This is a genomic window from Kaistella sp., from assembly GCF_041824135.1.
Classification (GTDB): Bacteria; Bacteroidota; Bacteroidia; order Flavobacteriales; family Weeksellaceae; genus Kaistella.
In genome coordinates, this window is the sequence record NZ_JBGZYM010000085.1 from 20,523 (window position 1) to 41,859 (window position 21,337).

25 protein-coding genes are annotated in these 21,337 nt (G+C 35.3%); 17 read left to right on the top strand and 8 right to left on the bottom strand.

Translation table 11 applies throughout. The features are described 5' to 3' along the window. Positions 1 to 3: 3 nt before the first annotated feature. Entirely contained in the window at positions 4 to 1,209 is a 1,206-nt protein-coding gene (gene sbcD / locus ACEYOS_RS11030) for an exonuclease subunit SbcD (RefSeq protein WP_373707825.1), read from the bottom strand. Between the two features lie 142 nt (positions 1,210 to 1,351). On the opposite strand from sbcD, the gene ACEYOS_RS11035 reads away from it, so the two are divergent. After that, positions 1,352 to 1,600 (top strand): VF530 family DNA-binding protein, encoded by a 249-nt coding sequence (locus tag ACEYOS_RS11035; RefSeq protein ID WP_373707824.1) that lies wholly within the window; start codon positions 1,352 to 1,354, stop codon positions 1,598 to 1,600. A gap of 195 nt (positions 1,601 to 1,795) precedes the next feature. Here the strand turns inward: ACEYOS_RS11035 and ACEYOS_RS11040 are convergent, their stop codons facing one another. From ACEYOS_RS11040 to ACEYOS_RS11050, 3 genes are read right to left on the bottom strand one after another with little or no spacing between them, the layout of a single operon-like run. Continuing rightward, positions 1,796 to 2,173, bottom strand: coding sequence for a YchJ family protein (locus tag ACEYOS_RS11040; protein WP_373707823.1), 378 nt, complete (start codon positions 2,171 to 2,173; stop codon positions 1,796 to 1,798). Positions 2,174 to 2,184: 11 nt separating this feature from the next. After that, positions 2,185 to 2,697 carry a DinB family protein gene (locus ACEYOS_RS11045; RefSeq protein WP_373707822.1) on the bottom strand — a complete coding sequence of 171 codons (513 nt, stop codon included), beginning with the start codon at positions 2,695 to 2,697 and terminating at the stop codon, positions 2,185 to 2,187. A gap of 53 nt (positions 2,698 to 2,750) precedes the next feature. After that, positions 2,751 to 3,935 carry a cystathionine gamma-synthase gene (locus ACEYOS_RS11050; RefSeq protein ID WP_373707821.1) on the bottom strand — a complete coding sequence of 395 codons (1,185 nt, stop codon included), beginning with the start codon at positions 3,933 to 3,935 and terminating at the stop codon, positions 2,751 to 2,753. Between the two features lie 176 nt (positions 3,936 to 4,111). Between ACEYOS_RS11050 and ACEYOS_RS11055 the strand changes: the two genes are divergently transcribed. Further along, positions 4,112 to 5,572: a T9SS type A sorting domain-containing protein gene (locus tag ACEYOS_RS11055; protein ID WP_373707820.1), complete on the top strand. Its 1,461-nt coding sequence runs from the start codon at positions 4,112 to 4,114 to the stop codon at positions 5,570 to 5,572. 79 nt (positions 5,573 to 5,651) lie between these two features. On the opposite strand, the gene gldC is transcribed toward ACEYOS_RS11055, so the two are convergent. Next, positions 5,652 to 5,978: a gliding motility protein GldC gene (gene gldC / locus ACEYOS_RS11060; protein ID WP_034717117.1), complete on the bottom strand. Its 327-nt coding sequence runs from the start codon at positions 5,976 to 5,978 to the stop codon at positions 5,652 to 5,654. A 235-nt stretch (positions 5,979 to 6,213) separates the two neighbouring features. Further along, positions 6,214 to 7,194 carry a gliding motility protein GldB gene (locus tag ACEYOS_RS11065; protein ID WP_373707819.1) on the bottom strand — a complete coding sequence of 327 codons (981 nt, stop codon included), beginning with the start codon at positions 7,192 to 7,194 and terminating at the stop codon, positions 6,214 to 6,216. Between the two features lie 42 nt (positions 7,195 to 7,236). Between ACEYOS_RS11065 and ACEYOS_RS11070 the strand changes: the two genes are divergently transcribed. The 4 genes from ACEYOS_RS11070 to ACEYOS_RS11085 all read left to right on the top strand — a co-directional run bounded on the left by ACEYOS_RS11070 (position 7,237) and on the right by ACEYOS_RS11085 (position 9,638). After that, the gene (locus ACEYOS_RS11070) at positions 7,237 to 7,785 is read left to right on the top strand and encodes a GNAT family N-acetyltransferase (RefSeq protein WP_373707818.1); all 549 of its coding nucleotides are present in this window, start codon (positions 7,237 to 7,239) and stop codon (positions 7,783 to 7,785) included. After that, positions 7,786 to 8,577, top strand: coding sequence for an NAD(+) synthase (nadE, locus tag ACEYOS_RS11075; protein WP_373707817.1), 792 nt, complete (start codon positions 7,786 to 7,788; stop codon positions 8,575 to 8,577). A gap of 112 nt (positions 8,578 to 8,689) precedes the next feature. Continuing rightward, positions 8,690 to 9,214, top strand: coding sequence for a ribonuclease domain-containing protein (locus ACEYOS_RS11080; RefSeq protein WP_373707816.1), 525 nt, complete (start codon positions 8,690 to 8,692; stop codon positions 9,212 to 9,214). 118 nt (positions 9,215 to 9,332) lie between these two features. Beyond that, positions 9,333 to 9,638, top strand: coding sequence for a barstar family protein (locus tag ACEYOS_RS11085; protein WP_373707815.1), 306 nt, complete (start codon positions 9,333 to 9,335; stop codon positions 9,636 to 9,638). A gap of 54 nt (positions 9,639 to 9,692) precedes the next feature. Here the strand turns inward: ACEYOS_RS11085 and ACEYOS_RS11090 are convergent, their stop codons facing one another. Both ACEYOS_RS11090 and ACEYOS_RS11095 read right to left on the bottom strand, forming a co-directional pair. Next, a complete protein-coding gene (locus ACEYOS_RS11090) occupies positions 9,693 to 10,916 on the bottom strand; it encodes a hypothetical protein (RefSeq protein WP_373707814.1) in 1,224 nt (407 codons plus the stop codon). 36 nt (positions 10,917 to 10,952) lie between these two features. Continuing rightward, positions 10,953 to 13,544, bottom strand: a complete 2,592-nt coding sequence (locus ACEYOS_RS11095; protein ID WP_373707813.1) for a TonB-dependent receptor plug domain-containing protein — start codon at positions 13,542 to 13,544, stop codon at positions 10,953 to 10,955. A 192-nt stretch (positions 13,545 to 13,736) separates the two neighbouring features. Here ACEYOS_RS11095 and ACEYOS_RS11100 point away from each other — a divergent pair, with 192 nt between their 5' ends. The 11 genes from ACEYOS_RS11100 to ACEYOS_RS11150 all read left to right on the top strand — a co-directional run bounded on the left by ACEYOS_RS11100 (position 13,737) and on the right by ACEYOS_RS11150 (position 21,321). Beyond that, entirely contained in the window at positions 13,737 to 14,414 is a 678-nt protein-coding gene (locus tag ACEYOS_RS11100; protein ID WP_373707812.1) for a response regulator transcription factor, read from the top strand. Positions 14,415 to 14,440: 26 nt separating this feature from the next. After that, on the top strand, positions 14,441 to 15,472 hold the full coding sequence (locus tag ACEYOS_RS11105) for a sensor histidine kinase (RefSeq protein ID WP_373707811.1): 1,032 nt from the start codon (positions 14,441 to 14,443) through the stop codon (positions 15,470 to 15,472). Between the two features lie 129 nt (positions 15,473 to 15,601). Further along, entirely contained in the window at positions 15,602 to 16,177 is a 576-nt protein-coding gene (locus tag ACEYOS_RS11110) for a hypothetical protein (RefSeq protein WP_373707810.1), read from the top strand. 246 nt (positions 16,178 to 16,423) lie between these two features. Then, the gene (locus ACEYOS_RS11115; RefSeq protein WP_373707809.1) at positions 16,424 to 17,698 is read left to right on the top strand and encodes an alpha-amylase family glycosyl hydrolase; all 1,275 of its coding nucleotides are present in this window, start codon (positions 16,424 to 16,426) and stop codon (positions 17,696 to 17,698) included. 66 nt (positions 17,699 to 17,764) lie between these two features. Continuing rightward, on the top strand, positions 17,765 to 18,337 hold the full coding sequence (locus ACEYOS_RS11120) for a transposase (protein ID WP_373707808.1): 573 nt from the start codon (positions 17,765 to 17,767) through the stop codon (positions 18,335 to 18,337). 55 nt (positions 18,338 to 18,392) lie between these two features. Next, positions 18,393 to 18,833, top strand: coding sequence for a hypothetical protein (locus ACEYOS_RS11125; RefSeq protein WP_373707807.1), 441 nt, complete (start codon positions 18,393 to 18,395; stop codon positions 18,831 to 18,833). A gap of 22 nt (positions 18,834 to 18,855) precedes the next feature. Beyond that, entirely contained in the window at positions 18,856 to 19,551 is a 696-nt protein-coding gene (locus tag ACEYOS_RS11130) for a hypothetical protein (protein ID WP_373707806.1), read from the top strand. Between the two features lie 74 nt (positions 19,552 to 19,625). Continuing rightward, complete coding sequence (locus ACEYOS_RS11135; RefSeq protein ID WP_373707805.1) at positions 19,626 to 20,420, top strand: thymidylate synthase; 795 nt, start codon at positions 19,626 to 19,628, stop codon at positions 20,418 to 20,420. Positions 20,421 to 20,490: 70 nt separating this feature from the next. Next, positions 20,491 to 20,733 carry a hypothetical protein gene (locus ACEYOS_RS11140; RefSeq protein ID WP_373707804.1) on the top strand — a complete coding sequence of 81 codons (243 nt, stop codon included), beginning with the start codon at positions 20,491 to 20,493 and terminating at the stop codon, positions 20,731 to 20,733. Continuing rightward, positions 20,730 to 21,035, top strand: a complete 306-nt coding sequence (locus ACEYOS_RS11145; RefSeq protein WP_373707803.1) for a hypothetical protein — start codon at positions 20,730 to 20,732, stop codon at positions 21,033 to 21,035. The genes ACEYOS_RS11140 and ACEYOS_RS11145 overlap by 4 nt, the downstream gene beginning before the upstream one ends. A gap of 61 nt (positions 21,036 to 21,096) precedes the next feature. After that, positions 21,097 to 21,321 (top strand): hypothetical protein, encoded by a 225-nt coding sequence (locus ACEYOS_RS11150; RefSeq protein WP_373707802.1) that lies wholly within the window; start codon positions 21,097 to 21,099, stop codon positions 21,319 to 21,321. Positions 21,322 to 21,337: the final 16 nt, after the last annotated feature.

Below are 21,337 nucleotides of genomic sequence, written 5' to 3' on the forward strand. Positions count from 1 at the left end.
TTCTTAGGGATTTAAAATTTCATTAAACAAGTCGAGCAGCTCTTCATTCGGTTCCTGAGCGTTATGTTTAGATTTAAAATAATCTTTAAACAAACTTTGAATATCCTGATTGAGATTAATTTCGTGTAATTGATTTTGATTGATTTCTTGATTTTTAACTTTTGGGATAAGATGCACAATTCCGTGATGCGCGTTATAAATCAATTTCCGTTCTTCCGCTTTTAAATACGTTTCGCTTTCTAAAGTGAGCTCAACTAAAGTATTCTGATTTTCTGTCAACCATGCAATTGCTTTTTCAACATCATCAAAAGTTTTTCGTACCAAAGCTTTTCCGTTTTTCAAGGCAATCTTTTCGTAGGTAACCTGTTTATTAGGATTCGCTTCGATAATAGAAACATATTTCGTTTGTCCGGCTTCACTAAAACTATAGCACAAAGGCGACGAAGAGTAAATGACAGGTTTCTCCTTAGTTCCAATATTTTGAAAAGCGTGTAAATGTCCTAACGCCGTGTATTGAATTTGTTTCGGAATGATATCGGAATAAATCAAATCAGCATTTCCAATTTTAATCGGTTTTTCACCCTCAGGTTCTTCCAGAATTGGCGCCCCTTTTTTATTCATATATAAATGAGTCATCAGAATATTGACGCCATTTTCATCACAGAATTCATCAGCAATATCTTTCCAGTTTTCGGCTAAAACTTGATTGAGGGCGTCTTCTTTATTTTCTCCAAAATATTCTTTTAATCGAACTTCGTTTGCAAATGAGGTATGGACAATTCGAATCGGGTAATCGTGGTTTTTCAATTTCAACTCAATCATCCCTTCCACGGAATTTGAGATTTCGAAATTTTCCAGTTCAAAAGGAGTTACTTTTGTCTTCGGATGACCGATTAAAATAATTCCACATTCGCGCGCCAAAGGATTCGGAGCATCGATTAAACTTGGAGAATCATGGTTTCCAGAAATAGCAATGACCGGACGTTTTCCATTTAAAGACAACCTTTTTAAAGTTTTATAAAAAAGCTCGATCGCCTCCACACTCGGATTGAAATTATCGAACAGATCTCCTGCGATCAAAATAAGATCAACGTTTTGTTCATCGGCAATCTGAACGATTTCGTCCATGACCAGAATTTGTTCTTCTAAGCGTGAAAAACGGTCTAAACGTTTACCGAGATGCCAATCGGCGGTATGCAGAATTTTCATATCTCAAATGTAAGAAACAAAAAGAGGATTTGAAATTGGTACTTGAAGTTTTAATGAATTTAAACTGTATTTCTCGAAGTTGAATGTGGAGGAGTTGTTTTTAAAATTGTCAACTGTAAAATCCTTATTTTTACCAATAATTATGGAACAAAAATCGAAAGATCCTTTACACGGAAAACGTCTTGATGCTATTTTGGAAGAATTGGTAGACTATTATGGTGGCTTTGAAAAACTCGGAGAGCAGATTAATATCAGATGCTTCACTGAAAAGCCGAGCATTAATTCGTCGTTGAAGTTTTTGCGAAGAACAGATTGGGCAAGAACGAAAGTGGAAAGTTTATACCTCTACGTTTTAAGACAGAAAAAGAAGCAGGAAAGATCAAAAGAATAACAAATTCTTTTTTTTAACGCAATGACGCGAAGGTTTAAAAATAATTAACGTTTTAAAATTACGTCCGTAAATCGAAGATTCATCGTTTCGATTAAATTCAATAGATAACTGAGATAAAGATGTTTCACTTAGCAAAGGGAAATATTTTTTTGATCAGTTTATCAATCAATTTTTTTGAATTTAACTGTTAAAAATCTAATCTAAAAATTCACCGGAAAGATAATACCAACGATCATTCAGTTTTTGAAATAATGAAAGTTCATGATGAAGTTGCGGATTTCCTTTTTCGTCGATATAAAAAGCTCTGAATTCTACTTCGTTCGCCGAAGGTGCTCGCACAATTTCCAATTTGGTCCATTGATTAATTTCTCCCCATTCCTGTAGATCTTCTTTATTGTGAAGTTTTCTCTTTGTGGGTAAAGTAGTTTCCATTAAATAATCGCCATTTGGAATTGCAAATGCAGAGAATCTTGAACGCATTAAAGTTTCAGCAGTTGGAGCATGTCGTTGGCCGAGGTGAAAAGGTTTGCAACATTCATAGTATGATTTTCCGGAACAGCAGGGACAGTTCATTTTTTTTGTATTTAATTTAAAATAAGATTGGGCAAATATCTTTCTCGAATTATATTTAAATGATGGATATTATGACCAATAATTAATTTCCCGATCGTTTCTACAGAAATTTCATTGCCGTTTGCAACGCCTTTTCTGGAAAGGATTTCTTCTTTTAAATTTCCGAAAAAAAGAATATTTGACTTCCGCAAAAAGTCGAATTCTTCCAATAAAGTTTTTAAAGAAACATCATTCAGAAAATACTCTTTCGCATATAATTCTTCATCCCAACCAGCCAATTCCGTTTGATCATTTCTGGAAAATCGTAAGGCGCGATAAATGAAAATACGTTCTGCATCGATGAGATGTTGTAATAATTCTTTCAAATTCCATTTTCCTTCTTCATAAGCGAAATTGGATTGTTGTTCTGAAAGTTGCTGATAGATTTCTAAAGTGTGACTTGCGGAAATTTTAAGTTCTTCCAGCCAGTTTTCACTTGGAATGAGATTGAGATATCTTTGAATATATTTTTGAAATTCTGTCATCTTTAAAAGTATAAAAAAACCTCCAAGCATTTGGTACTTGAAGGTTAATTATTTTATTTACCAAAAGCTCTTTCTAAATCTGCGATCAGATCTTCTTGATCTTCAATCCCAACACTTAAACGAACTAAATCATCGGTAATCCCAAGTTCTGCGCGTTTTTCGGCGGGAATAGAAGCGTGCGTCATCAAAGCTGGATGATTTGCCAAAGATTCAACGCCACCTAAAGATTCAGCCAAAGTGAAGACTTTTAAATGTTCTAAGAACTTAATTGAATCTTCTTTTTTTCCTGATTTAAAAGTGAAAGATACCATTCCTCCCGGTTCTCTCATCTGTCTTTTTGCCAGTTCGTATTGTGGATGAGACTCTAAACCTGGATAAAAAACTTGATCTACGGCAGGATGACTTTCCAAATATTTAGCTACGGCAATACCATTTTCAGAATGTCTTTGCATTCTTAAAGCCAATGTTTTAATTCCTCTTAAAACTAAGTAAGAATCGTGTGGTCCTAAAATTCCGCCACTTGCAAACTGAATGAAATGAAGTTTCTCACCAAGCTCTGCAGTGTTTGCAACTAAAGCTCCGGCGATCGCATCGGAATGTCCGCCTAAATATTTGGTCGCTGAGTGCATCACGATGTCCGCACCTAAATCGATGGGTCTTTGAATATAAGGTGTTGCAAAAGTATTATCAACTGCAACTAAAATATCTTTTCCTTTTACTAAATCGGTTACGGCTTTGATATCTACCAATTTCATTAACGGATTGGTCGGTGTTTCCAGCCAGATCAATTTTGTTTTATCAGTAATAACATCCGCTATTTTTGAAACATCATCGAAATTAACGAAGGTAAATTTCAACTGGTATTTTTCAAACAACCTGGTGAACATTCTGTAACTCCCGCCATATAAATCATCTACGGAAATAATTTCATCACCAGGATTCAATAATTTTAAAACACAGTCGATCGCTGCCAGACCTGACCCGAAAGCCAATCCTCTCGCGCCGTTTTCGATAGAAGCCAAACTGTCTTCTAAAGCTTGACGTGTTGGATTTGCGGCACGGGAATATTCGTAACCCGAATGAATTCCGGGTGATTTTTGCGCGAATGTTGAAGTTAAAAATACAGGAACATTTACAGAACCTGTTGCTGATTCGTGGTGTTGGCCACCGTGGATTACTTTGGTATTGAAGTTCATCTGCTGATATTTAAATGAATGATTATAATTAGAAAGATACAAAGATAATTCTTTCTGTAATTTAAGACGACTAATTTAGAATACCCTACTAATTTGGTAGATTTGTAATTAGTGATATTTCAAGTAAATTAGCAAATCTTTGTTCATATTTTCTTAATTATTGTTTTTTTTTACGGAAAAATTAGTATTTTCGCGTCAAATCTAAATAAAAGTATATTATGAAAAGAACATTTACTATCGCGGCAATTGCAATTGCCAGTGTAGGATTTTTAAACGCTCAGGAGGCTAAGTCTCCAAATCAACTTCCACAGGGAGCTGTGGTTAAAGAAGTTTTGAAACCAGGTTTCGTTGCCGCTTTTCCGAGTTCAAACTGGAGAGATTTTGCAGACACCAGTTGGTACAATACAGTTGATACTAATTTTGAGATTTCAACTGCAGCAGAATTAGCCGGTTTAGCGAAATTGGTGAAGGCAGGAGATAAAATGGTAGGTAAAAATTTCAAATTGATGCAGAATGTAGATATTCAGTCTCATCAGTGGGATCCAATTGGTTATAATAATACCAACCCATTCTCAGGTAATTTTGACGGTAACTTTAAAACGATCTCAAATCTTCAGATCGATAGAGCAGGTGGCGACTGGATGGGATTATTCGGACAGTTCATTACGGCGACTGTTAAAAACTTAACTCTCGATGGTTCTAAAATGTATGGTAAAGATACTTCTGGTGGGTTTATCGGAAATATGGCGATGAACAGTAGAGCAGACAACTGTCACGTAAAGAATGTTGATCTGGTATTTACTTCTTATAATGTTGGTGGATTTACCGGCGGTGTTCTTTCGGGGTCAGAAGCAACCAACTGTTCCGCTTCGGGTAGTGTGGTAGGAGTTAATCAGATCGGTGGGTTCGCCGGAACTTCGTGGAGCAATTCTCTAATTTCAAAATCGTATTGTGAAGGAACTGTAGCAGGTCAATATATCGTAGGTGGTTTTTCTGGATTTGTAACCTTTGCATTCGGTCCAGCTACCGTAAATAGAATCGAAGATTCTTACAGCCGTTCCAATGTAACCGCTGAAATAGAGACCGTAGGTGGATTTTATGGATTTGCCCAAACGACTGGGAATTTCAAAAATGTATATTCAACCGGTACCGTAACTTTAGTTACTGATACAGGAGGTTTTGTTGGTTCTGTTGGAAATCTTACCGTAGCAAATGCACACTATGATTCTACCAATGCACCTTATGATGCGGTGGGAAGGTTTCTAGGAACACCTGCAACTTTGGATATTACAGGTCATGCAACAGCAGATATGAAAACTGAAGCTTTTAAAATGACGATGAACGGTGGACTTTCAACTGGAGTTTGGTCTATCGATCCAGCGATTAACGACGGTTATCCTTACTTAAATACCCAACCGTTACTAGCGACAAATAATGTAACTGCTGCTAAAGTAGATGTTCAGATTACACCTACACAAGTGGATTCATCTTTAAGAATTATTACACCTGAAGCTAAGGTTTCTTACGAAATTATCGATTTCTCTGGCAGAGTTTCCCGTCAAGGAAATGCAGCTGGAACTCAGAAAGAAATTAATGTTTCTTCATTATTAAAAGGAGTTTACATCATCAATGTAAAAACTGAAAAAGGAAATAAAAGCATCAAATTTATCAAGAAATAGAGGTTAGTTTTTAGCAATAATAAAGCGTCGTTTCCGAGTGGGAACGACGCTTTTCTTTTTCATGATGTTGAAATTGAAATTACATTTTAATCGCAGCTTTTTGCGCAAATTCTTCGGCCATTTGTTCCAGCCAAAATGCAACATCTTCTTCACCAGTCGCTCTTTCATAAGTGTTTCCCATCGAAATTAAAATTTGATGAAGGAACATTTTCATTTGATCCACTGGCATATCTTTCGTCCAAAGATCAATTCTTAAAGCTTCCTTTTTTTCATCATCCCAAACCGAGATCATGGTGGCTTTCGTTTCCTGTTTTTCTACGCCGCCATCTTCCGCATTCCAGGTCATTTTTTCTGGCACGTGATTGTCGTCCAGTTCGATATCTATGGTGATTTGAGTCTTTTTCATAATTTTTTAAATGATATTATTTATATTGAAAATTGATTTATTGATATTTTTTATAACGGCAAAATTGAATTTACAAGCAGATTTTAGTAAGCACACTTTTCAAATGAGAGTATTCGTATTCTTCGCTTTCTTCAGATAAAATATAAATGATTGCAAAACCTTGCGTTTAAAAAAAAGTCACCTCTCAGCTCTATCATCTATCAGCGAAGCGATCTATTATCTATTATCTTTCGTCTTAATTTTTCGGTTTATAATTACTTTGATTAAAAATTTCCTGAGCGCTAATTTTTAGAAAATCTGCTAATTTGGTTTCAGGTTTTTCCTGATAGAATTTTTTACAAATTTGCCAACCGGTATAAATTCCAATTTGTGGTGAAGATTCGTTGTCGATCTCGGTGTAGAATTTTGAAAACGGCGCAGGATTGATAAAACGTTCAGCCAGTCTTTGATCGTCACTGAAAACCAGGTTATTTTCTACGAAGAAATTCCAGACATTCGCTTCATTTGCTTTTGCCCATTCGTATTGTTCGGGCGTGTAATTCATTTTCAAAGCCTCAGTTTCTTGCGGTAAAAAGGCATCTTGCAAAGTCATCAGTTTTCCGTAATAAACGATTTGGTCAATAAATTTCTGCGAATCGCCCGTTGGAGTGATAAAATATTCAGCTAAGATCAAAGAAACTTTCGGCAAGATATTTTTTGGATTCATGCTTTTCTGGAAGTATTGTTCCATTCCTTTATAATTCGGATTATTTTCACCCATAAATGCGGTGATATCTATAAAAAGCATATTCTCTTTAGCGTGATAAAAAATTGGATCAGTGGCGCCTTGTAACGCAGATGAATAGATGAAAACGGTTGGTTCGCTGAAGTCGGGAAAATAATTTTTAATATGTGAAAATAAAGACGACAACTCTTTATTTAATTTAATTAGATCAATTTTGGAAATCGCTTCCTGATAGACTTTGATTTCCTCGGCATCTTTTCTTCGTTCCGCAAAATCCTCATTCGGAACAGTTCCCTGAAAGAAAGGATATATCTGAGTGAAACTTTCCAAAGGAATATTGGGATCGTAAAATTCTTTAGAAATGTCTATCAGTTCAACTTTGTCAACTGGATTTTTAACATCTACTTTCCAAATATTTTCGGAATCTTTTTTACACGAACTCATTCCCATCAGGAATACTACAGAAAATAAGAGATATCTAAAAAACTTCATTATTTTTACATCGATTTTGAAATGCAAAAATAAGTAAAATTAATGGCAAAAATATTCATTGAAACTCCAAGACTTATTCTAAGAGAAATTATTTCTGAAGATCTGGACAGAATGTTTTTATTGGACAGCGATCCTGACGTTATGAAATATATTGGCGTAAAGCCAGTCAAAGCGATTGAAGAGTCGGTAGAAACCATTAAGAAAATCCAAAAACAATATAAAGAAAACGGAATTGCGCGATGGGCAGTTGTTGAAAAAGAATCAAATCTCCTGATCGGTTGGAGCGGTTTGAAATTTTTAACCGAACCAATCAACGGTTTTAAAAATGTATATGAATTAGGCTATCGATTTTTACCGGAATTTTGGGGAAAAGGTTATGCCACAGAATCTGGCAAAGCAGTTTTGGAATATGGTTTTAAAGAAATGAATTTAGATACGATTTATGCTTGTGTCGATGTTGAAAACTTTAATTCTGATAAAATTTTGAAAGATAAATTAGGCTTTGAATTAAAAGGAACTTTCATTGATCCGCTTGATGATGCAACTTGTAATTGGTACGAATTAGAGAAAGAAAAATTTAATAAAAATTAAATGCAAACAGATAAAATAACAGATAAAATAGTTGATTGGCTGAAAGATTATGCCACCAAAGCAAACGTAAAAGGATATGTTGTCGGAGTTTCAGGTGGAGTTGATTCTGCCGTAGTTTCTACACTCTGTGCAATGACAGGTTTAAAAACGTTGTTGATCGAAATGCCGATTCGTCAAAATCAGGATGAGGTGAATCGTGCTTGGGAACACATGGAACATTTGAAAAAACGCTTTACCAATGTCGAAGCAATTTCAGTAAATCTAAGTCCAGCCTTCGAAGAATTATATAAAACGTTTGATGTAAAAGATGAAGATTTTCCAGCAGAAAAATTGGCGTTTGCGAATACCAGAAGCCGATTAAGGATGTTGACTTTATACTATTACGGACAAATCAATAGTCTTCTCGTTTGCGGAACAGGAAATAAAGTTGAAGATTTCGGCGTAGGATTTTTCACTAAATATGGCGACGGTGGAGTAGATGTTTCCCCAATTGCAGACTTGTATAAAACCGAAGTTTATGCTCTGGCAAAATCGTTGGATCTCGTTGAATCGATTCAAAATGCAATTCCGGCAGATGGATTATGGGATGAAGTCAGAACCGATGAACAGCAGATTGGTGCAACGTATCCGGAACTGGAGAAAATTCAAAAAGAATGGGGCACGAAAACAGAAGCATATTATTCGGGTAGAGATTTAGAAGTTTTCAAAATTTTCCAGAGAATGAATCGTGCAGCTCAACATAAAATTCAACCAATTCCTGTTTGTGATATTCCGGAAGAGTGGCGGAATTAATTTAAGAAATTGAGCGTTCTGTAGGAACGTTATCTCTGTAGAATTTAAATAAAACGGAAAGTTGCGTTCCATAGGAACGCTATCTAAAAATAAGAAGAAACATTTGCAAAACATGGACAAAGAAAAAATAAAACTCATTCTCATCTTTATCATCGGATTACTCACCGCTTTTTTGGCAATGCATTTTTTCAACACTTATAAAATTGAAAAGAAAAATAAAGAAGTAACTCCAGCTGAGGTTTCCATTAATGAATATAGAGATGGAGAGTTTAAAGAAAATAAAAATCCGAAATCAGCCAATTTCTCTGCAAACATTGATGAACTGACCAATGAAAACACCATTATTAATTACGTCAAAACCAATCGCCGACTTCCTGATTATTATCTAACAAAAGCTGAAGCGCGCAAAAAAGGTTGGGTTGCTTCCAAAGGAAATCTTTGTGATGTTCTTCCAGGAAAAGCCATTGGTGGTGATCATTTCAGCAACCGAGAAAAAACACTTCCAAAAGGAAATAAATATTATGAAGCCGATGTGAATTACAATTGCGGAAACCGAAATGCTGACCGAATTGTCTTTACAAAAAATGGGGAAGTCTGGCTTACCAAAAATCATTATAAAACATTTGACAAACAGTAAGACAAGCCAAGTGAAAAGTAGAAAGAGCCAAGTGAATTCAGATCAGTTCAAAATTTTAATCTTAAGAAATTTAGAGTTTAAAACCTACCAGCTACCAACTAAAAAATAACCTAAAAATATGAATACTGTATATATTGACTTTATAGAAATCGGCGATATGGAAGATTTCTTCGATCAGTTAAAAGAAAAATTAAAACTGCCGGAAACCTTTGGTGATAATTTAGATGCGCTTTACGATTCGATTACTGGATTTTCAGAACTGCCACTTCATCTTGAGTTCGTGAATATGAGTGTAGAACAACTCGAAAATTTTGAAGATCTGCTGACAACACTGGAAGATGCCGACGAAGAACTTCAAGATTTTTCATTTTCCTACTATCTCGAACAGTACGAAGATGAAGAGGAAGACGAGGATTCGGAATAAAAAAAGGCTTTTCAATATTTTGAAAAGCCTTCTAATTTGATAGGAATGAAAAAATTATTTTAAAGGAGAGAGCAGATTAACTCCGTTTACGGTTACCCAAGCGCCGCCAACCATAGAAACTTTGGTTACAGTTGCAGCATTGGTGTAGGTTAGTGGATTTGTTGAGGTAAATCCATAACCAAACTTCAACTGATTATCATTGTTCACAGTCGCATAGATTGGTTCTACTTTTATCTTACCCGTTTTCAACTGGCTGGTTTCTGTCGCCAGATCCTGGATCAGTACTGAATAAGCATTTTTTCCACCCGTATTTTTGTAACCATCGATATAGACGTTTGAGAAAATTCCTGTTCCTTGTTTTTTAAACTGGATCGCTGAAACTTCGGCAGAACCTGATGCTTCTGGTAACGTTCCTGCGGCTCTTATCAAAGTAATATTACTGACTTTCGGTGCGATATTATCTGCGTTTGAAGAGGCTTCGATCTCCATTCCAAAGTTTCCGATTCCCGTTTGATAGGCGAACCAGTTAGAATTGTTTTGTCCGCTCCAGGCATCCTGCCAGTCGAAAGCGTCATCATAATTCCCGTAAGAAACCAGGTTTTTTGTGCTCACCGTTCCACCGAAGAATTCAAAACCATCATCAGTCCCTTTGTAAGCCACTAAATTTTCTAAAGTGGTGCCAGCTCCAACGGCGTAGAAAGTCATCGAGTTGGTTTCAGAAGTTCCGTCACCAATTTTACGTCCGCCGTATTCTACTCTTACAAATTTCATCGTTCCAGAATTGGAGTTGGCATCAGCACCTCCATAGTATTGGTTATTTCCATCTTCTGAAAGTGCGGTCGTTGCTCCGTTTAATGCTTTAATAGGAGCGTCACCGTATAAAGTAATTCCGCCCCAATCTCCTGGAGTTTTATTGTCTGAAGTGAAAATGATCGGTAAATCACCGGTTCCAACCGCATTTATTTTGGCTCCTTTTAAAATAACCAATCCGCTCACATCGCTTGTCGTTGCGGTGAAAATCGCGCCTGGTTCGATTGTAATCGTTGCGCCAGACCCTACTTTTACAATTCCTTTCAGCGTATAATTTCCTTTTTTTATCAAAAGGTCTTTAAAGATTTCTCCGGTTAAAGTTCCGGAACCATCCATTACATTTCCTGGTGTTTGCTGATTCCCGCCATTGTTTGTTGGAGTGTCATTGTCTTCACGAATGTCAACAGTACAAGAGGTTACAGACAGAACCAATGCCAGCGCTACTAAAGTTAAAATGTTCTTTTTCATTTCTTTTTTACTTTTTTATGAGATTTTATTTTTGATTTAGAAAGTATAACCAACGGTCATATTAAATGAAGTTCCCTTTTTGTAATTTTCCATCATCAGCGAACTTTCCTGAACCTGAACTAAACTGTTGTTGCCCAATTTCAATTGATATTGGGAATTCAACATATTTTGAATAGCCAGTTTCACGTTCCAGTTTTTAGAGATTTGATTATTGTAAACGAAATCCAGTTGATGGAAAGGCATTTCGAAAATATTATCGAGTTTTGAAAAACCAACACCGTAGATTTTTTTGCCGGAAACATTGTAAATTAAGGAGAATGTTTTGGCGAAATTCTGAGCATTTTTGTACTCATATTTCAGGTCTGCATTCACGGTCCACGGCGCTGCACCTTGCAAAGCGCGATCTCTGTTGGCTTCAACATCTGTTTCCTGTCCTTGGTCTGCGCTCCGTTTCACGTCCGAGTACATGAGGGTCGTATTGGCGCCTAAAGTCCAGCGTGATAATGATTCGCTGATTCTGCTTAGAGATAAAATTCCTTCCAGTTCAACTCCGGCCAACGTTGCAGTTTTAGCATTGAAAAAGGTAATGGTTTGTCCGTTTGAATTTCCGGATGCGATGTAAGAGCGCTCGATGGCGTTGTCAATTTTCTTGGCGAAAAGGTTAATGGCAAACATTTCTTTGTTGCTTGGAAAAAACTCGTATTTTAAATCGATATTGTAATTTTCACTGTTCGTTAAATCTTTATTTCCGAAGATGTTTTCGTTGTCCGGATTGATATAGGTGATCGGCATATATTCAATAAGGATCGGTCTTGTAATGGTTTTACTGGCTGCGAAACGGATATTGGATTTATCATTCAAAACTCTTTTCACCGATAAAGAGGGAAGGATATAATATTGGTTTTTGGTCAGGGTTACAAAGTCATCATTAATTCCGACACTGATCGGTTTGTAGCGTGTAATATTGATGTTGTTTTCAACTCTTCCACCAATTAAGATGTCCCACAATTCCGACGGTTTATAATTAATGTTGAGGTAACCGGCATTCACAAACTGATACAAATTGTTTTTATATTCCGATGTTGAACCTTCCCGATAATGATAAGTTCCATTTAAAATAGATTGATCAAACATCGCTTGCGGCGTGTCTCTGTCAATAGTAATCTGTGATTGCGCTGGATTGTCTAAAACAGAATAAATAAATCGGTAAGACGTATTTCGTACATCCGCGAAACCATTATAACCAATCGCTAATTGCCAGGGAAACTCTCTTTTGCCGCCTTTTTCTCCCAGGTCTAAAGCGTATTCTGCAAAGGCAGAAAAGTAGTTTTTTCCATTAACATCTAAATATTGTCGGAGTAAATTATTTCCACCAAAAGATAAATTAATATTATTTCCGTTTCCCGGTTGTCCGTACATGATTTTTCGGTCGGGTTGCTGGTAAAAATTATTCACCCAACTTGCGCCGGCTTTTACAGAATGCCTTTCATTGATTTTTTGTGACGCCGTTAATTGCAGATCGGTAAACCTGGAAATATCCTGTTGATTCACGCGGATAAATTGTTCGTTATTGGTTTCTCCATTTCTAAAACCCACATAATCCTGTATAAGATTTTCTGAATTTTGAAGAAAGAATCCATTTAAATTAATGGCAGTTCCTTTATTTTTAAAACCCAAGCCCAGCAAAACGGATGATTCGGTTTCGTAGGTGTACTCTTTTCGGTTAAGATTGTTGTTATAATCGATCGAATTTCCATTTAAGCGAAACTGATTTTTAATACCCTCTCTGTATTCATAGGTATTACCTTGATTTAAGGAGAACAAAAATCCTAAGTTAGAAGTCTCACCAATTTTAAATTTTTGAGCAGTTGTAAAACCAATGCTCGTATTCGGTAATGATTTGATATTATCAACATTCCAGCCTTCACCAAAAGAATTTTGGGACTGAACATTATTAAAATTAAAACTTGAAGGTCGGTAACCATTTACTTCAGTTGGCAATTGTTTATCTCTTGAATTTAAACCAACATAACCTTCGATGGAATTAGCGTTCGGATTAATTTTAAAGTTATTGCGAAACGTACTCAAGGTATTAATTCCGATCCCGAATTCAATTTTAGAAAATGGTTTGTCGTAAGTTAAAGTTTCAATATCGAAAGTCGCTCCGGCAAAATCTGCATATAGATTAGAATTAAAGGTTTTATAGATATTCAGTTTTCCCACTACATCAGTCGGGAATTGTTTCAACGCAATAATTTTCTGAAACGGATTATTAGACGGCGAACCCAAACCATTAATTAATAAAGTATTGTATCGATCTTCCAGACCTCTTACAAATAAACCACGTCCTTCAACGCTGGTAATTCCGGTTACTTTTACCAATGCCTGTTCGATATTCGAAATTCCTTTCCGCGAAATTTCTTCAGAACCCATCGATTGTTTTTGGATGATGGCTTTTTTCTGATCGAGTAACAATGCAGATTCAGATTTTTTATTCCCGACTCCACGAATGATCACTCCTTCGATGATTTTTTCTTTCTGTATCGAATCTTTATTAACCTCTTGTCCATAAATAACGCTTGTTGAGATTAAAAAAAACACCCCGATACTCAGTTTTCTGATCTTCATTTCTTCTTTTTAATTAAATTTCTTTCGGGGCAAAGGAAGAAACAAAACCTTGATTTGAGGTTGCGTCAGTTTTAACTTTAGTTTACCATTCCTTTAACAAAATCGGGGTCATATTAATTAATTATGAATTCTTAAAAGGATGGGTTTTGGAACCTTTAATTTGAGTAATTTTGAAAGAATAAAAAGTTTACAATGCACAAGAAAAAGATTCTTCTGATCGATGACGAGGTTGATATTTTAGAGATCATGTCCTATAATCTTGAGAAAGAAGGATATTTGGTTACCACTGCAACCAACGGAAATGAAGGAATTCAGAAAGCAAAAGAAATGATTCCCGACTTGATTCTCCTGGATGTAATGATGCCGGAAAAAGATGGGATCGAAACGTGTCAGGAACTTCGTCAGATCAAAGAATTACAAAATACGCTCATCGTGTTTCTTTCTGCCAGAAGTGAAGAGTTTTCTCAATTAGCGGGTTTTCAGGCTGGAGCAAATGATTACGTCGTGAAACTGATTAAGCCGCGGATTTTAATCTCAAAAATAAATGCACTTTTACAACTAACGTCCAACGTCGGTAAAAATGCGAATGTTATCGAAATTGGAGATCTAAAAATTGATAAAGACAATGTGAAAGTAACCAAAAGCGGACAACACTTTTTACTGCCTAAAAAAGAATTTGATTTACTTTATCTGCTTGCTTCTAACACTGAAAAGGTTTTTAAGAGAGAAGAGATTTTAGAAAAAGTTTGGGGAAATGATGTCGTTGTGGGCGAAAGAACCATCGATGTGCATATCCGTAGATTGCGTGAAAAGCTTGGAATCAACATGATTCAAACCTTAAAAGGAATCGGTTATAAATTAGTTGTGTAACTTTGGTCAATAACCATTCTTAACAAATGAAGTTTTATCGACTTACCTTTCTGGCATCTTTGTTCCTCACTGCCGTTATGCTTTTACTCATCTACGTTTTTGATGAGGTAAAACATTATTTTTCAGATACCAATTTGCAGTTTTTTACGACTATGCTCATCAGCAGTTTGACGCTTTTGGTTATCAATTATTTAGTCGTTGATTTTCTATTTAATTTTTATGGAAAAAGACAGATCCGTAAAATTTCAACCATCTTACCCGACGAAATCAGAGATGAAGAAACCGATCTGAATTTCAAAGAATTAAGTCAACGATTCACCGATCTTAATTTGAAAAACACGACTGAGATCGATACCATGAAAGGCATGGAAACGTATCGTAAAGAATACATGGGCAATATTTCACATGAGATGAAAACACCGCTCTTTACGATTCAGGGTTATGTAGATACTTTATTAGAAGGTGGTGTTGAAAACTTGGCTATTCGTGATAAATACCTGGAAAGAATTGATAAATCGGTCGAAAGACTATTGAATATTGTCAAGGATCTGGATATGATCAATCAGTTTGAAAGTGGTATTATTACTTTAAATAAAAGCCGCTTTGATCTCAATCATCTTATTCGTGAGTTAATCGACATCCTAGATTTAGAAGCGCAGAAAAAAAATACGAAGATCATTCTTCAAACGACGTCCAATCAAATGATGGTTGTGGCAGATAAACAAAAAATATCGCAGGTTTTACTCAATTTAATTTCCAATGCGATTTATTACTCCAATCGTGAAAGTGCGACTGTTACGGTCACAACGAAAGTTCAGAATCAAAAAGTTTTCGTCGAAATTGAAGATAATGGAATGGGCATCAAGCCTGAAATGTTGCCTCGGATCTTCGAACGGTTTTATAGAATAGAATCCAGTAGAAACAGGAATGATGGCGGATCTGGTCTTGGTCTGGCGATTGTAAAACACATATTAGAAGCGCATCAGGAAAATATTGCGGTCGAAAGTGTGTATTTAGAAGGTACAAAATTTAGTTTTTCTTTGGAAAAAACAACTTAGAGCGCGGGGAAATTTAAGCAAAACTTTTTAATAAATACTCGGTAATAATTTTTTTGCCAAATTGCATTTGTTTTATATTTGCAGTCGAAGAATAAAACTAATAATTAATCGTAAAAATTTAAAGTACTAATGGTCTATAAACTCCGAATTATTTTAGACACCAAGGAGGATATTTTCAGAGATGTTGAAATCAGAGACAAGCAAAGTCTGTGGAATCTGCACTTAGGAATCAAAAGTGCCTTTTCACTAATGGGCGACGATTTGTCTATTTTTAATATCTTAGATGAAGATGGAATCATTGTGAAATCGGTCCCGTTGGAAGATATGAGCGATGATGGTGACGGCGAAATTATGTCTGATGTTTACATTAGCGAAGTATTTGAAAAGCCAGGAGATAAAATTCATTTCCAATATGGATTTATGGATCTATGGGAATTTTTCTGTGAATTGGTAGAGATTGTTGATGAAAAATCAGTGGTTAATTATCCAATTACCGTTTTCCGTTTTGGTAAAATCCCTTTGAAAGCGCCAAGTAAAACCGGTGCAAAACCAAAGAAAAATGGAATAGTACCATTATTAGATGACGATTTCCCAAGTTTTGAAGACGAGTATAAATCAACCAGTTTTGAAGGTGAAGACGATGATGATTTTGATGATGACGAAAGCTTCGATGACGAAGAAGATTTCGATGATGACGAAGACTAATCAATCAAAGAACAGATATAACCTCGAAATAATCGGGGTTTTTTTATGGCCAAAAATGAATTGTTTTTAAAGAGAATATTTTGCTGTTTAAATCATCAATTACTAATTTGACCACTGTGTAAACTCGGAAATTTCAATAATAAACAATATATTTGTCCTAAATCTTTACCTATGAAAAGACTGATTCTACTAGCAATATTAAGCTTGGGAGTAATTTCCTGCAGCACGCAATCAAATACAAAAAAAATGGATTTACCCACCGAGTGGAAACATACAACCAACATTTACGAAGTTAACGTTCGACAATATACCAAGGAAGGAACTTTTCGCGCTTTCGAAAAAGAGATGCCGCGTCTGAAAGAAATGGGTGTGAAAACTTTGTGGTTCATGCCGATTACTCCGATTTCTCAGGAAGTAAAAAAAGGAACCATGGGAAGTCAATATGCAGCACACGATTACACCGCCATTAATCCTGAATTTGGGACGATGGAAGATTTTAAACATTTGGTTGATGAAGCGCACAAAATGGGTTTCAAAGTCATCATCGACTGGGTCGCAAATCATACGGGTTGGGATCACGTTTGGACCAAATCTCATCCTGAATATTATCTTCACGATACCGACGGAAAATTCCATATTGCTTCTGGCATGGATGATATCATAGAACTGGATTATTCAAATCCTGATATGAGAAATGCTATGATTGATGCAATGAAGTTTTGGGTGAAGGAAGCCAATATCGATGGATTCCGTTGTGACCTGGCAAGTTGGGTTGAAGTTGATTTCTGGGAACAGGCAAGACCTGAAGTGGAGAAAATAAAACCACTTTTCTTTTTAGGAGAATTTGATGAACTCGACAACCCCGAATATGGAAAAGTATTCGACGCCAGTTACGTTTGGACGTGGATGCATAAAACCCAGGAATATAACGAAGGAAAAATCTCATTCGCAGATCTAAAAAACTTACTGACCAAATATTCCAATATCGGTGATTCTTCAATGAGAGCTTGGTTTACGAGCAACCACGACGAAAATACCTGGAACGGAACGGAGTATGAAAAGTACGGTGACTTAGCCATGCCTTTAGCTGTGTTTTCTGTAACCTGGAATGGTGTTCCACTTATTTATAATGGTCAGGAATTACCGTTAAAAACTAAACGTCTGGAATTTTTCGAGAAAGATCCAATTCCATGGAACGGTAAATATGAACTTGCCGATTTCTATAAAACCCTATTGACTTTAAAAACCAACAATTCTGCCTTGCGGGGAGGCGATGCTGCGGCCTCAACTCATATTTTAAAAACATCTGCTGATGATAAAGTCATGGCGTATGTTCGTAAGAATGGAAAAGATGAAGTGTTAACGGTTTTAAATTTTTCTAGGGAAAATGTGTCATTTACCATTGACGATGTAAATGTTTCTGGGACTTTTAAAAATGTTTTTTCTGGTCCCGTCAAAGATTTTTCAAAAGATAAAAGTTTTTACTTGCCTGTTGGTGGCTATGCGGTGATGGAGAAATAAGTTTAGAACCCTTTCAGCCTTTTAAAGGCTGAAAGGGTTTAGTGAAAAAAATTAAAATTAAAAGTGATGCAAATTGAAAAAATTGAATTTGGGAGATTTTATCACATCTTTAATAGAGGGAATAACAGGCAGGATATTTTCTTTGAAGAAGAGAATTACAGTTATTTCTTAAAACTTTTGGCAAAATATATTATTCCTATTTCAGAAGTTTACTGTTATTGTCTTTTAAGAAATCATTTTCATATATTGATTAGAATCAGGGAAGCTGAGGAATTGGTATTTTCTGATTTCCAATTTTCAACAGTCGAAAAACCTAAAAGTTTTGATCCATCGAGACAGTTTTCTCATTTTTTCAACGCTTATACGTTGGCGATAAATAAAAGATATAGCAGATCAGGCAGTTTGTTTGAGAAACCATTTGAGCGAAAAATAATCGAGGACGAAAACTACTTAAAACAATTAATTTTATATATCCATAATAATCCCAAGCATCATGGAATTGTTGACAATATCGAAGAGTATAAATGGAGTTCGTATCTCACGATGCTTTCAGATGCACCAACTAAAATTCAGAGAGATAAAGTATTAGAATATTTTGAAGACAGAGAGAGTTTCACCTTATGTCATCAAAATTATTAGATTAAAACAACCCTTTCAGCCTTCTGAAGGCTGAAAGGGTTTCGCAAAAATTAAAATGAACAAATCCGAAATCCTTAAAATCATACAGGATAAACTTTCAGCAAAAATTGAAAATTTAGAACGGCTGATTGCCGAAACCAGAGCATCAAACAACGAAACCAAAAGTTCGATGGGCGATAAATTTGAAACATCGCGGGAAATGGTTCAGCAGGAAATTAATACGCTACAGATTCAATTAAATGAAAATAGGAATGCCCGAAATTCTTTAAAACAGATCAATACGAATCTTCATCAGACAATTGGTTTGGGAAGTTTGGTTGAAACGGATAAAGGATTGTTTTATATCGCTGTTTCTTTAGGTGAAATTATTTTTAATGAGAAGAAAGTTTTCGTTATTTCCACCGAAAGCCCTTTGGGTAAAATATTATTTGGCATGAAAAAAGGGGAAGAGATTTCATTGAACAACATGAAGCAAACTATTAAGGCTGTTTGGTAATATTTTTTTTAAACATTTAAGTATGAAAATAAAACTATTCTTATTTCTTTTTTTGTCATTCAGTTTTATCAGTTCTAAAGCACAAAATATTCAGAGAATTGTTGCTTCAATGGATGGGGAAAATTTAACTTCTATTGAAATTTATACCGAAGAATATATTTTCGTTTTGAACGAAAATGGTTATGTCGGAACGGTTTCTTCCATACAGTTAAATGGAACACTGGATTACTTTGACAATGAACAGTTTGAAAAAGAAAAATACGGAAAAGTGAAGAGTTTCGGAGATATTAAAATCGAATATTGGCTGACCTCAAATGAGCGTGATGCGAGGAATGGCAAGATTAAAAAAATTGGGTCTGTTGAACTGGATTATTATGACAGTTTTAATTACGAGCCAGAAAAATTCGGAAAACTAAAAAGCATCGGTCTCATTCTAATTGATTATTGGAAAAAAGATGGATTTGATATCCAAAGATCCGGAAAACTAAAAAGCATCGGTAATATATTCATCGATTATTACGATTATGAACCAATGAATAACAGTAAGTACGGCAAAATTAAAGATTTCGGACCTGTAACTTTTGAATATTGGGGCGATTATTACAGTGATAAAGGTAAACTCGGAAAGCTAAAATCCATCACTGGGAATTCTGAAAAAATCCTAATCAAATTTATTATGAATGATAGCGGTGGAAATGGTAGATACGTTCCTTATTAAATTAAGTTTATTATTTTTGTAAATTAACAAGTTTTTATTACTCATTATTGATTGCTCATTACTTATAACACCACATGCAAAATTACCTCGACTTACTTCAATATATAAAAGATAACGGAACAGATAAAACCGACCGAACAGGAACCGGAACCAGAAGTGTTTTTGGGTACCAGTTGCGTTACGACCTTTCAAAAGGTTTCCCAATGATGACGACCAAAAAAGTCCATTTGAAATCGATTATTTATGAATTACTTTGGTTTTTAAAAGGCGATACCAATATCAAATATCTGAATGATAACGGCGTTTCGATCTGGAATGAATGGGCGGATGAAAATGGCGACCTCGGTCCTGTTTACGGCGCACAATGGAGAAGTTGGACAGGAGCCGACGGAAAGGTTGTTGATCAGATTACAGAAGTGATCGATCAAATTAAAAAAAATCCAGATTCCCGACGATTAATTGTGTCTGCCTGGAATGCTTCGGAAATTCCAAATATGGCTTTAGCGCCTTGTCACGCTTTGTTTCAGTTTTATGTAGCCGATGGGAAATTATCGCTGCAACTTTATCAAAGAAGTGCAGATGTCTTTTTAGGTGTTCCTTTTAATATTGCAAGTTATGCGTTGCTATTAATGATGGTTGCTCAGGTTTGTGATCTAGAAGTCGGAGATTATGTACACACTTTCGGTGATGTTCATATTTATAACAATCATTTTGATCAAGTTCATAAACAACTTTCGCGCACGCCGAAAGATTTACCAACCATGAAACTAAATCCAAAAATCAAAAATATTTTCGATTTTGATTTTGAAGATTTTACATTAGAAAATTATAATCCAGAGCCAGTAATAAAAGCGCCGGTTGCGATATAATTCAATTCATTAAAGTTTAAATCTTTGATAAATTTTAAAATTAATCTTTAACTTTGATAAAAATTCAACGATGGAAATTACCATAAAACTAGACGATAAAACCGATGTTTCCTTTTTCAAAAAAATGCTTTTGCAATTGAAAGGGGTAAAAAGTGTGGAGGTTTCTGACGAGGGAAAAACATATTCCTGGGACGAGATTGAAAGTTCTGAAGACTTTAAAAAAGTTTTAGAGGAAAGTCATAAAGATTTTGAAGAAGGTCGGTATGAAAAATATTCAGAAGAATTAATGGATTCAATATTCAATAAGAAATGAAAATTGTTTTTTCACAAATTGCGTTGACTTCGTTGGAAGATGTAACTGATTTTATTCGTGAACGTTGGACTGATAGAGAAATGAATGTGTTACGAACTGATATTAAAAAGTTTAAACAAACTTTGCATGATGGCATTATAGAACATCAAAGATTTTCAGATTCCCCAAATTTGCGTTTTACCCTTATCGGAAAAAGACAGGTAAAATTAATTTATGAATTAATAGGTGAAGATGTAATTATTAAACTCTTCTGGCATTGTAAGAAAGATCCAAAAAAAATAAAACATTTTTTGAAAAGATAAAGTGAAGTTGATCCTTCACTTTTTTTGTAACTTTTCTTTTAAAATAGCTACCAATCATTCAATGAAATCTTTAAAAATAAACCTCGAAGATAACGCCGACCTTGGCAAATTGACAGAACTTTTAATTCAAATTAAAGGTATAAAATCTGTGGAACTTATCAATCATGAAAATGACGAAAGCGATTTGAAAAAAGCCGTTAACAAAAGCAAAGAGCAATTGAAAAGTGGCGACTATGAATCGTTTGTGAATGATCTATTCGAAACCTTTGTCAATAAGAAATCTTAGATTTTAGAAAAGATTA